This is a genomic window from Bacillus sp. JJ1503, assembly GCF_036965125.1.
Lineage (GTDB): Bacteria > Bacillota > Bacilli > Bacillales > Cytobacillaceae > Cytobacillus.
Window position 1 is genome coordinate 1 of sequence record NZ_JBALOZ010000364.1, and the last position, 11,326, is coordinate 11,326.

Here is an 11,326-nt window from a genome sequence, read left to right on the forward strand (position 1 = left end):
ATTTACGGCCTCTAGGACACGGCCTTCATCAAACGGCTTTACAATAAAATCTTTTGCTCCTAATTCGATCGCCTCTACAACCATCTTTTGTTGCCCCATTGCAGAACACATAATAACTTTTGCACTTGGATATTGCCTCTTAATTTCCTTCACTGCTTCAAGTCCGCTCATTTCGGGCATTGTAATATCCATTGTCACTAAATCTGGCAATAAATCCTCATATAGTTGAACAGCTTCTTTGCCGTTTTCACCTTCGCCAACAATCTCATGGTTCGCTTTTTTTAAGATCGTGGATAATGTTATCCTCATAAACTTTGCATCATCAACAATTAGTATTCTTGCCATCGCTGTTTCCCCCTCGACAACTACATCGGAAGTTTAATCTATTAATTTCTACAATTAATAGGATTTATGAACTATATGAGATTTCATATAAGCTAGATTATTCTTGCTCTAAGAAAGAACATACTATAAAATATATCTAAAATTGCGTGAAATTTCAATTTAAAGAGACCGACAAATTTCGCCCATTTAATCTATTCCCTCTATATCCGATCAGGCCAATCATAAACTTCCAATTCAGTAAGGTTAAAAGCCAGTAAATCCTCCGAATAAAGGTGATAGTATTGCAATGATTTTTGTCATCCAGTCAAAAAACAAGACAACACCCATTACCATCATAATGTAACCGCCGACTTTCATAATTAGGAGACTGTTCTTTCTAATCCACTTAAGCTTCCCGATAAAGAAAGAAAGAACAAAAAACGGAACAGCAAAACCAAGAATATAAGCTATCATATAAATCATTGCAGAATTAGGATTTGAAACCGCAAGTGAGAAAACGGCACCAAGTATTGGACCTGTGCATGGAGTCCAGCCTGCAGCAAATGCCATTCCTATTAATATTGACCCTAGCAGGCCAGAAGGACGGTTTTTAAACTCAAATCTTCTTTCCTTCATTAAAAACTCCGGTTTAAGAAAACCTACTACCATTAAACCAAAGATGAAGATAAATATGGCTCCAATTTGTCTGATCAAATCTTGATAATCCATAAAGAAAGTTCCAAGAAATGAAGAACTAAAACCAATCGCAATAAAAATAAGTGAAAATCCAATTAAGAAAAACAATGTATGCAGCATGCTTCGCCTTTGGAGCATAGCATTTTCTTCTTTAAGTTCACCAACAGACATACCTGTTATGTAAGATAAAAAAGCTGGATACAAGGGTAAGCAGCATGGTGAAATAAAGCTTAAAAATCCAGCTCCTAACGCAATGAACACATTTAAATCAGCCATCATAACATCTCCTGTTCAAAACGATTCATTCTTCATTCTAACAAATGTTATAGGGAAATGATAATGATTAGATTTGAACAATTTGTGTCTCTATTTTTATCACGAAAAAATTTTATATATATTACATAGGTTTCTTTTGAATTTATTCCCAAAATTCGCTATACTATAGCATATGTTAACAAATTTTGTTTTAATCTATCATGTTTTTACATTTCTAGAAACAACAAGTTCGTTGGAAATGCTGTTTCTCCTTAAAACGATCTGAAAGGATAACTGGATGTGTCTAACAAAGATTTACTCAATTTAATTGAACAGAAGAGAATTGAACTGATACAAGTGGCGATGAAAAATGGCTTAGCTTCATCCACGGCCATCAGATATAGCCAAGAACTTGATCTTTTGCTGAATGAGTATCACCGCAATCATAGCAAAAAAATACCCACACATTAAAATAACCAGCCTAGGTAAACATACCTGAGCTGGATTTTCTTTTTTGTAAAACTTTTTTTACCCATTACTAGCAGTATAAAAATAAGGTCTTAAACGACATCTCCCACTTTTTCTCCTGAACTGTTTTGCAATAAATACATTTTATGATATAAACCTTGTTTGGCTAGAAGCTCTTGATGGTTTCCTCTCTCGACAATTTCACCTTGATGCAGAACAAGGATTAACTCAGCATCTTGAATCGTTGACAGACGATGGGCAATGGCAATTGTCGTTCTCCCTTTTCGCATTTTTTCTAAAGCAAACTGAATAGCTTCTTCGGTTTCTGTATCAATATTCGCGGTTGCTTCATCCAAAACGAGTATTTTTGGATTTGCAGCAATCGTTCTTGCGAAAGCGATTAGCTGTCTTTGTCCACTTGAGAAGGTAGAACCTCTTTCTACTACCTGCTGATTATAGCCATTCTCTAATTTTTCAATGAAAGCATGTGCTTGCACAAATTGAGCTGCATCTATGATTTCTTGGTCACTTAGTTCTTGGTTATGGAGACGTATATTATCATTAATCGTACCGAAAAAAAGGAACGGATCCTGAAGGACTAATCCCATTCTAATCCTTAGCTCTTCTTTGCTATAGGATTTGATTGACTCTCCATCAATCAAGATCTCCCCTCTTTCAAATTCATAGAAACGCATCATGAGATTAATGATAGAGCTCTTTCCACTTCCGGTGTGCCCTACCAGGGCAACAGTTTCTCCAGGTCTAGCTGTAAAGGAAATATTCTTCAAAACGTCTCTCTTTCCGTCATAAGAAAAGCTTACATTGCGGAATTCAATTTCCCCATCCAAAATTTGCTTTTTCTCGTTCTCCGGCTGTTTAGGGGCAAGCTCTGTTTCATCAACAAGCTTAAATACTCTTGATGCTGCGACAATAGCCTGCTGGTACATAGAAAGTCTCATCATCATTTGATTAACAGGCTCAAAGAAACGATCTAAATAGCTGATAAATGCATAAATAACTCCGATTTCGATTGGGCTATTGAACGAAGTGATGCCAAAAAAGCTTAATATCATGATTAATGCGAAAACATAAACTAAATCAATGGCTGGCCGTAATAACAGACTATCAATTTTAATGTTTTTCATCCCTGCTTGATAGTGCTTTTCATTAATATTTCCAAATTCCTGTCGTAGCCGTTTTTCTTGGCGGAAAACTTGAATGATCGACATGCCTTGCAATGATTCACTTAATTTCGCATTAAGCTGGCTCAGCCTCTCCCTCATATCCTGATAAAAAATGGAGCTATATTTTCTATAAGTCTGCATGATATAGAATAGGATTGGAAGGATTATTAAACAAAATAGAGCAAGTTTAACATTTAAGATAAACATGGCAATAAAAATACCCACTAAAAGGAATGCCCCTTGAATGAACGTTACGATCACACTCACAAACATATCCTTTATTGCTTCTGTATCATTGGTTACCCTTGAAACGATACTTCCAGCAGGTGTTTTATCGAAATACTTTAGTCCAAGCTTCTGGACCTTCGTAAAAACGTCTACACGAAGCTGTTGAATGATCTTTAAGGCGATCTCCTGAAATTTCAGCAATTGAAAATAAGAGACAAGTACATTCATAATTTGAATCCCAATAAAGGCTGCCCCTAATGCAAATAGAGGTTCAAATTCTAAATTCCGTGGTCTTAAATAGTCATCAATGAAAATTTTAATCAATATCGGTCCAAGAACATCACCAATAGTTGTCAGTAATAGCAAACTGAAGGCTAGGACCATCGTTTTCTTATGGGGCTTTGTATAGGACAGAAGACGAAAAAGAATTTTCCTCTGCTCCTTTCCTTCTATTCCCTTAATTTCATTCATCATCCTAACCTCCCTGCTCAACCAATTCTTCTAGCTGCTGCTGTAAATACATCTCTTTATACCAGCCGTTCTCATGCATTAACTGCTCATGAGTTCCCCGTTGGACAATTTTTCCATTATCAAGAACAATTATAAGATTAGCATGCTGAATGGCACTTAAACGATGTGCAGTAATAATCGTTGTCTTCCCTTCACGTTCTTGTCTTAATGCAGACAAAATGGCTTCCTCCGTTTTAGCATCAACAGCAGACAATGAATCATCCAATATCAATACCTCAGGCTGCATTAATAAAGCCCGGGCAATGGAGATGCGCTGTTTTTGCCCGCCAGATAGAGATACTCCACGTTCACCGACAACCGTATCGTAGCCATCTGAAAACAGTAAAATGTCGTCATGAATGTTTGCTAGCCTTGCAGCTGCATAAATCTCTTCAATATCTGCATGTGGCTTTGTAAAAGCGATATTTTCAGCAATAGTTGCCGAAAATAAAAAATGGTCCTGTGGTACATAGCCAATTGCTTCTCTTAGCTTTTCAATTTGATAATGATTTAATGGGTTTTGAGCAAACATGATGGTACCATCATACCCTTCAAATTCACGAATCAATAATTTTAACAGAGTTGTTTTCCCCGCACCTGTTCTACCTACAACCCCTAACGTTTCTCCTCGATTCAAGGTAAAATGGATATCCCTCAATAATGGCATTTTATCCTCTGGATATGTAAATGTAGAAAGGTTAAATTCAATATCCCCGCTTGGAACCGTTTCTAGCGCGTCAGGAAGATCATAAATATCAACCTTTTCCGAAAGGAGTGAGGTAACGCGATCATTTGAGGCACGCCCTCTTTCAACAATATTAAAGAGCCAGCCAAATGCTAGCATTGGCCAGATAAGCAGTCCTAAATAAGTCGTAAACGAAACTAGCTCCCCTATTGTCATTTCTTCATTAAGTACATATTTTGCACCAAAGGCAATGGACAGGAAAAAGGAAATACCTACTATAATTGATATGGTAGGGTCGAATAATGAATCGATTCTAGCAACAGAGACGTTCTTTTTAACGACATCCTCAGATTGCTTCTTAAAATCCTCAATGTCCTCTTTCTCTTGACCAAATGTTTTAATCACCTTAATCCCTGTTACACTTTCCTGTGTTTTATCATTTAAAGCTGAAAATGCCTCCTGTGCCTTATGAAAGCGCTTATGAAGCATTGTTCCGTACCAACTCGTTAAAATGGCCATGAGGGGCATCGGAATTAAGCTGATTAAAGTAAGTTTCCAACTAATTGTTGCGGCCATGGCAATAATAACAAATCCGCCAGTGGCTAATGAATCCACAAGCGTCAATACACCAGCTCCGGCCGTTTGCTGAATAGCTTGAAGATCATTTGTTGCGTGTGCCATCAAATCACCAACCCGCTTCTTTTGATAGAAGGATTGGGACATATTTGTGAAATGATGATAGAGTTTATTCCTTAATATTTTCGATAGTTTAACAGCTGAGCCAAAAATCATGATTCGCCAATAATATCGTAAAATATACATGAGCATAGCAGCTCCAACTAATGCACCCAATAATTGAAAAAGGTTGTTCCAGGTTAAAGTTTGATCCTTAATATGATCAACAAAAATACCTATCACTTTAGGAGGAACAAGCTGCAGCAAAGCTACAAGCAACAACATTAGGATACCTATTAAATAAGCTTTTTTCTCTTGTTTAAAAAACCACATTAAATCTAAGAACACTCTCATCTCTTAAGTCCTCCAGGATTGAAAAAACTGCATCTAAGTCTGTACCTTTCAAAAGACATCCAATGAAAGGTAATAGTTGCCTTTTGATCATAATCTTTAGCTTAAATAGTGTATCAAATATTACAAAAAATAGGAAGATTTATATAATGTGAATTTTAATACATAAAAAAGCACCCATTACTGAGTGCCCGTCCACCATTATTTTGTTTGCTTATTCATGGCGTTCATCATTTGATTAATTTTCTTTTGCGATGGTTTTTGACCCATCTGCATCATCATCATTTTTAACATTTGTTCATTGATTGGCGGATTTTTCTTTAAATAGCTCATCATATATTTTCGAGCAATGAAAAATCCTAGTGCTAAACCAGCAAGAAGTGCCAGGATACCAACTAGAATATAAGTCCACATTCAAATTTCCTCCTTCGTGTTGTCTAACATACAGTGTACTAAACCAAAGGCTATTATACAATATTTGCTTTATGATTTTATCATATTTTAAACTAATTTTCTTTCCTTAATTGGTTTTAGCCAACCGTAACGATGATGTTCGATATCAATTGCCAGAAAAGACGACTCGCTTTTTCTAAGCACCTCAAAAAAGATCGTCTCCGCATCATAATTTCCACTCGCTTCTAATACTAAACATCGGTCCTTAATCTCTAGTTTAGCGCTGCTTCTTTTTCCCATTTCTATATAATATAACCCTTTATGTGTCAAAAAATCTTTATTGCGATACATCTGCTGGTTAATATATTGATGAAGTTTCAATCCCGGTATCGGCTTTGTTATAAATTGAATTTGTCTAGCTAGTATGGATTCCATAGTACCAGCCGAGTGCTCGAATTCTTGAAATAACTGAAAAAACATTCTCTCCCTACCAAAATAGTGGGAGGCAAATTCATCTTCAATTAAATATAACTGATAGGATCTCATCCAAACCTCTCCTTCCGGGACAAACCCCCTTTCCTCTCATTATACTTATGTAAATTTGAACATTGTGTCTTAAACCGTCAAAAACATTCGCTAATTTTGTCGAAACAAAGAGTTTTTAGAAAATAATAGCTATCAATGACAAAAAGAGAAGAGCCTTTAGCACTCTTCTCTTTCGTAATAATTCTAGTATAGTGATTTAACACGTGCCACAACATTAGCAACTGTGAAACCATATTCCTCGATGATTTTTTCGCCAGGAGCAGATGCACCAAATTGATCAATGCAAAGCACATCTCCTTCATCTCCAGCATAGCGATGCCAGCCAAGAGAAGCACCCATTTCAATCGCTAATCTTTTCTTCACATCTTTAGGAATTACACTTTCCTTGTATTCCTTAGATTGAGCTTCAAAACGATCCCATGAAGGCATACTGATAACCGCTGCTGAAATACCATCAGCTTCTAAAGCTTGCTGCGCTTCCACAGCTAAGCTTACCTCTGATCCGGAAGCAATTAATAATGCATCAGCTTTTTCTTTACTAGCAGGTGATACAACATATGCCCCTTTTGAAACGCCATCATATGCTGCTTCTTTTGTACCTTTTAATGTTGGCAGATCTTGTCGCGTTAATACAAGGGCTGTTGGCTTATCTGACGATTCAACCGCTAATTTCCAAGCAGCTGCTGTTTCATTTCCATCAGCAGGACGAATAACAGATAGATTTGGCATTGCACGCAAAGCAGCTATTTGTTCAATAGGCTCATGTGTTGGTCCATCTTCACCAACAGCAATACTGTCATGTGTAAACACATACGTAACAGGCAGCTTCATTAATGCAGCTAGACGAATAGCCGGACGCAAGTAGTCAGAGAAAACAAAGAAGGTACCTCCAAATACTTTTAATCCTCCATGTAAAGCCATTCCATTTAAAGCAGCTCCCATTGCAAATTCACGAACTCCAAACCAAATGTTTTTTCCATCAAAGGTTTTTGGAGTAAAGTCTGCAGTTCCTTTAATCATTGTCTTATTTGAACCTGCAAGGTCAGCAGATCCTCCGATAAAGGATGGTAGGTTTTTGGCAATGCCATTCAATGCCTCTCCAGATGACGCACGGCTCGCAATGCTTTTTCCTTCTTCATAAGCAGGTATATCATTTGCCCAGCCCTGCTTAAGCTCGCCGTTAATAGCTTGCTCGAGCTGACTTGCAAGCTCGGAAAACTCACTTCTGTATTGAGCGAATAGGTCATTCCATTCTTGCTCCTTCTTTTCTCCTTGTACTGCGACAAGCTTTCTGAAATGCTCATACACTTCTTCAGGAACATAGAAGTCTTCTTCAAAAGTCCACTTATAAGATTCTTTCGTTAACTTTAATTCATCTGCACCAAGAGGAGCTCCATGAACATCAGATTTTCCTGATTTATTTGGTGATCCATATCCGATGACTGTTTTTACTTCAATAAGCGTTGGATGATTAACATCTAGTTTCGCTTCTTCAATCGCATTTGCGATTTCAGTCAGATCGTTCCCATCTTCTACTCTTAAGTATTGCCAGCCATATGATTTAAATCTTTGTTCAACACTTTCAGAGAACGACTTATTTAAGTCACCATCAAGGGAAATATCATTGGAGTCATAAAGCACTATTAATCTCCCAAGGTTAAGGTGGCCAGCAAGAGAAGCTGCTTCTGCGGAGACACCTTCCATTAGATCCCCGTCACCACAAATGCTGTATGTATAATGATCAATTAAATTAAATTGATCTTTGTTATAGACAGCTGCTAAATGGCGCTCAGCCATCGCCATTCCAACTGACATAGCTATTCCTTGCCCAAGAGGACCAGTAGTTGCATCGACACCAGGCGTATGACCAAACTCAGGATGTCCTGGAGTTTTGCTTCCCCATTGTCTGAAGCTTTTAATATCTTCCATTGATACATCATATCCCGAAAGATGAAGAAGGCTATATAGAAGCATAGAACCGTGGCCAGCTGATAGAACAAAACGGTCACGATTAAACCATTGTGGATTTTTAGGATTATGATTCATAAATTGAGTCCAAAGTGTATATGCCATTGGCGCTGCTCCCATTGGCATACCAGGGTGACCTGATTTTGCTTTTTCAATTGCATCAATAGATAAAGTACGAATGGAACTTATGGATAAAGCATCGTTTTGATCAAACATGTGATACATCCCTTCTGCTAATTATTATTACTCTTCTAATATTAAAGTTAGCGCCCTTCTAATACAACAAAATGTATAAATAATGCTTAAAATTCTATTATTTATTATTTTGCCTTAAAAACTTATGTATATGTAAGGAAGGAAACATTTGCTGTATCCTTCAATTCATGTTTCTTACTCATCAATGTAACAGATCTTTGTTTTGTACCTTTTTAAGCTTTTCAGGGGTTACATCATTTCCTTTAGGGTCAACAATGGTAACACCTTTAAGCGTAGTCAGCATAGATGAGCGAAAGGTCTGTAAATATTCTTTGCGCAGGGCAGACTGTTCCTTCGCCTCGGTTTCATTTAATCCTACTTCCTTTGCCTTCTTTGCAAGAGCATTAATTCGATTTAGTTTATCTTTTGGCAGCATAGTTTAGCTCCTTTATTTTTTCATTGAATCCCATTGCCATGTTACTAAAAAAGAGCCATTTTGACAAGAAAGGCATATTAGGAAAAAACTCTACCCAATTTGATAGAGTTTCAGCTATACATATAAGAATTATTCGTATTACTTTTCTATCACTGCTTTTGAATCGATATACTCCTGGTATCTTCGATGTACTGTTGCTTTAGATATTTGATATCCAAGTCCAGTAAGAGTTGCTGCAATTTCTGAGAATGTTAAATCATTTTTCCTAAGTCTTACGATTTCTTCAATAGGTACCTCAATACGATCCCTGCCTGAATGCATGCCGAGATTTGTAAGGTTTTTCTCAGGTCTATATCCTTTTTGGACAGCACGCCTCATTCCCCGTTTAATTTTTATATTATGTATCCTCCTTTGGTATTCCTCCACCAAACTTACGATATTTAATACCATTGAGTCTGATTCAGATAGCTGAAGCTCCCCGTTGTGGGTAACACTATATAATAAAACACCTTCTTTTAATATACAGTGTAGGATAGCCATTTTTGCATTGCCTCTGCCAAGTCTAGTCTCGTCCTGTATAAGAACATATTTTATTTCCTTATCTTTAATAAGTGACAGGAGATTAATAATTCCATTGCGATCTAAATCATAGCCGCTAGCCTGTTCACGAATGACTTGAACAATTTCGAAGCCATTTTTAATTGCTAGCTCTGTTAATTCTTCCTCTTGTCTAGCCAATGATGTTTCCTGTGCTTCTTTCGTTGTGCTTACTCTACAATAAATAATTACTTTCATGTGTAATGCCCTTCCACAAAAAATTTTTATTGGGAACTTGCTAACTCGGTATGAACTTTTGATGAATGATCCTTTAATACAGGAATGACGAGTTCATCTCCTGGAAAGATTCTTTCCCCTGAAATTCCGTTATTCCGCTCGACCCAGCTAATAAATTCTATTGCTGTTAATTCATGATTCATTGAAAAGTCTTCGGCTATTTGCCATAGTGTATCGCCATCATTGACAGTAATTTTTATATAATTAATATTTTCGGATTCTCCAAGCTGATTTATTAAGATGAACGCGGTAAAAAAGCTTAAAACGAATAGAATAATAGCATACGAATATTGATTCCACAATTTTTTCATACTTACACACCTCATTAAGAATATATGTTCGCTTATTGATTTTTATTATAAACCGAACATTTGTTTTGTGTCAACAATTATTCGAACTTATGTTTGTACTATATTGTAAGTGGTGCTATAATTAGGGAAAGAAAATCATAAGAGGTGTGATTATGATGGCGAAATTATCAAAAAGGCAGCAGGATATATTAAATTTTATTAAAGAGGAAGTCAGACAAAAAGGTTATCCACCATCTGTTAGAGAAATTGGCGAAGCAGTGGGTTTAGCCTCTAGCTCTACTGTCCATGGCCACCTTGCCAGATTAGAAAGCAAAGGCTTAATTCGGAGAGATCCAACGAAACCGCGTGCTATTGAAATATTAGACATAGAAGGAACTGTACAAGCTCCTGACTATAAGATCGTGAATGTTCCAATTGTAGGAAAAGTAACAGCTGGTCAGCCGATTACAGCTATTGAAAATGTTGAGGAGTATTTTCCGCTGCCCGAAAGGCTGGCACCTGATGCTGATCAGGTTTTTATGCTCGAAATTATGGGTGAAAGTATGATAGAGGCAGGAATTCTTGACGGGGATTATGTCATTGTAAGGCAGCAGCAAACTGCCAATAATGGCGATATTATTGTTGCGATGACTGAGGATGACGAAGCAACTGTTAAGAGATTCTTTAAGGAAAAAGATTATATTAGACTTCAACCAGAAAACTCTACAATGGAGCCAATTATTCTCCGTAATGTATCCATTTTAGGCAAAGTCATTGGTGTATATCGGCATATTCATTAGCATGAATGAAAGCGGGCATCTTTTTGCCGGCTTTTTCTTTTATATGAATACATAATCATGTTAATTTCTTATAATTATCTAAAAATCTATGATTTCTTGACTACAGACTTTTCTGAAAAATGAATATTTATACACATTCTATTTTTTGGAAAATTTTATAAACTAATATTACATCCAGAATCAACCTAAGGTCGCTAAAAAAATCTCGACTTTAGGAGGTGAAGTCCAAATGTATTTGAACATTTTCTTCGCTTTTTTGATTGGTGGACTTGTCGGTGCTGCAGGACATATTCGAAAAGAAGGAAGAATTATCAAGCCTAGAAAAACGAAAAAATTCATTTACTTGGGTTTTTTAGAAGAAGTAATTTTAGGTGGACTTGCTGCTGCTTGTTTAATCACTTTTTCCGAGCCTGATTCAGCATTTAAAGTTGTTTCTTTATCGATTATTGCCGGTTTAGGCGGAGACGCTCTGCTTAGAGGTCTTGAAT

13 protein-coding genes are annotated in these 11,326 nt (G+C 36.7%); 3 read left to right on the top strand and 10 right to left on the bottom strand.

What is annotated here, in order from left to right; all coding sequences use genetic code 11:
• Window positions 1-345: response regulator (locus V7149_RS22775; protein ID WP_335347867.1), on the bottom strand; the 345-nt coding region annotated here is incomplete at its 3' end.
• 243 nt (window positions 346-588) lie between these two features.
• Window positions 589-1,299 carry a cytochrome c biogenesis CcdA family protein gene (locus tag V7149_RS22780; RefSeq protein WP_335347868.1) on the bottom strand — a complete coding sequence of 237 codons (711 nt, stop codon included), beginning with the start codon at window positions 1,297-1,299 and terminating at the stop codon, window positions 589-591.
• A 276-nt stretch (window positions 1,300-1,575) separates the two neighbouring features.
• On the opposite strand from V7149_RS22780, the gene V7149_RS22785 reads away from it, so the two are divergent.
• Entirely contained in the window at window positions 1,576-1,746 is a 171-nt protein-coding gene (locus V7149_RS22785; protein WP_335347869.1) for an aspartyl-phosphate phosphatase Spo0E family protein, read from the top strand.
• Window positions 1,747-1,835: 89 nt separating this feature from the next.
• On the opposite strand, the gene V7149_RS22790 is transcribed toward V7149_RS22785, so the two are convergent.
• The 8 genes from V7149_RS22790 to yneA all read right to left on the bottom strand — a co-directional run bounded on the left by V7149_RS22790 (window position 1,836) and on the right by yneA (window position 10,059).
• Window positions 1,836-3,629, bottom strand: coding sequence for an ABC transporter ATP-binding protein (locus V7149_RS22790; protein WP_438824145.1), 1,794 nt, complete (start codon window positions 3,627-3,629; stop codon window positions 1,836-1,838).
• Window position 3,630: 1 nt separating this feature from the next.
• Window positions 3,631-5,379, bottom strand: coding sequence for an ABC transporter transmembrane domain-containing protein (locus V7149_RS22795; RefSeq protein ID WP_335347871.1), 1,749 nt, complete (start codon window positions 5,377-5,379; stop codon window positions 3,631-3,633).
• Between the two features lie 198 nt (window positions 5,380-5,577).
• Window positions 5,578-5,790 (bottom strand): YneF family protein, encoded by a 213-nt coding sequence (locus V7149_RS22800; protein ID WP_335347872.1) that lies wholly within the window; start codon window positions 5,788-5,790, stop codon window positions 5,578-5,580.
• Window positions 5,791-5,877: 87 nt separating this feature from the next.
• The gene (sirA, locus tag V7149_RS22805) at window positions 5,878-6,315 is read right to left on the bottom strand and encodes a sporulation inhibitor of replication protein SirA (protein ID WP_335347873.1); all 438 of its coding nucleotides are present in this window, start codon (window positions 6,313-6,315) and stop codon (window positions 5,878-5,880) included.
• Window positions 6,316-6,498: 183 nt separating this feature from the next.
• A complete protein-coding gene (gene tkt, locus V7149_RS22810; RefSeq protein ID WP_335347874.1) occupies window positions 6,499-8,499 on the bottom strand; it encodes a transketolase in 2,001 nt (666 codons plus the stop codon).
• Window positions 8,500-8,680: 181 nt separating this feature from the next.
• Complete coding sequence (locus V7149_RS22815) at window positions 8,681-8,914, bottom strand: DUF896 domain-containing protein (protein WP_335347875.1); 234 nt, start codon at window positions 8,912-8,914, stop codon at window positions 8,681-8,683.
• 138 nt (window positions 8,915-9,052) lie between these two features.
• Window positions 9,053-9,709 carry a YneB family resolvase-like protein gene (locus V7149_RS22820; RefSeq protein WP_335347876.1) on the bottom strand — a complete coding sequence of 219 codons (657 nt, stop codon included), beginning with the start codon at window positions 9,707-9,709 and terminating at the stop codon, window positions 9,053-9,055.
• Window positions 9,710-9,735: 26 nt separating this feature from the next.
• Entirely contained in the window at window positions 9,736-10,059 is a 324-nt protein-coding gene (gene yneA, locus V7149_RS22825; RefSeq protein WP_335347877.1) for a cell division suppressor protein YneA, read from the bottom strand.
• A 155-nt stretch (window positions 10,060-10,214) separates the two neighbouring features.
• Here yneA and lexA point away from each other — a divergent pair, with 155 nt between their 5' ends.
• Together lexA and V7149_RS22835 are read left to right on the top strand one after the other, a co-directional pair.
• A complete protein-coding gene (lexA, locus tag V7149_RS22830) occupies window positions 10,215-10,838 on the top strand; it encodes a transcriptional repressor LexA (RefSeq protein WP_335347879.1) in 624 nt (207 codons plus the stop codon).
• Between the two features lie 229 nt (window positions 10,839-11,067).
• On the top strand, window positions 11,068-11,326 hold a 259-nt coding region (locus tag V7149_RS22835; protein ID WP_335347878.1), incomplete at its 3' end, for a DUF4257 domain-containing protein.

Bases quoted from the DNA above. Each gene is read 5' to 3' on its own strand.
- V7149_RS22780 (WP_335347868.1), bottom strand. From the start codon at position 1,299: ATGATGGCTGATTTAAATGTGTTCATTGCGTTAGGAGCTGGATTTTTA.
- V7149_RS22790 (WP_438824145.1), bottom strand. From the start codon at position 3,629: ATGATGAATGAAATTAAGGGAATAGAAGGAAAGGAGCAGAGGAAAATT.
- V7149_RS22795 (WP_335347871.1), bottom strand. From the start codon at position 5,379: ATGAGAGTGTTCTTAGATTTAATGTGGTTTTTTAAACAAGAGAAAAAA.
- V7149_RS22800 (WP_335347872.1), bottom strand. From the start codon at position 5,790: ATGTGGACTTATATTCTAGTTGGTATCCTGGCACTTCTTGCTGGTTTA.
- sirA (WP_335347873.1), bottom strand. From the start codon at position 6,315: ATGAGATCCTATCAGTTATATTTAATTGAAGATGAATTTGCCTCCCAC.
- tkt (WP_335347874.1), bottom strand. From the start codon at position 8,499: ATGTTTGATCAAAACGATGCTTTATCCATAAGTTCCATTCGTACTTTA.
- V7149_RS22815 (WP_335347875.1), bottom strand. From the start codon at position 8,914: ATGCTGCCAAAAGATAAACTAAATCGAATTAATGCTCTTGCAAAGAAG.
- V7149_RS22820 (WP_335347876.1), bottom strand. From the start codon at position 9,709: ATGAAAGTAATTATTTATTGTAGAGTAAGCACAACGAAAGAAGCACAG.
- yneA (WP_335347877.1), bottom strand. From the start codon at position 10,059: ATGAAAAAATTGTGGAATCAATATTCGTATGCTATTATTCTATTCGTT.
- lexA (WP_335347879.1), top strand. From the start codon at position 10,215: ATGGCGAAATTATCAAAAAGGCAGCAGGATATATTAAATTTTATTAAA.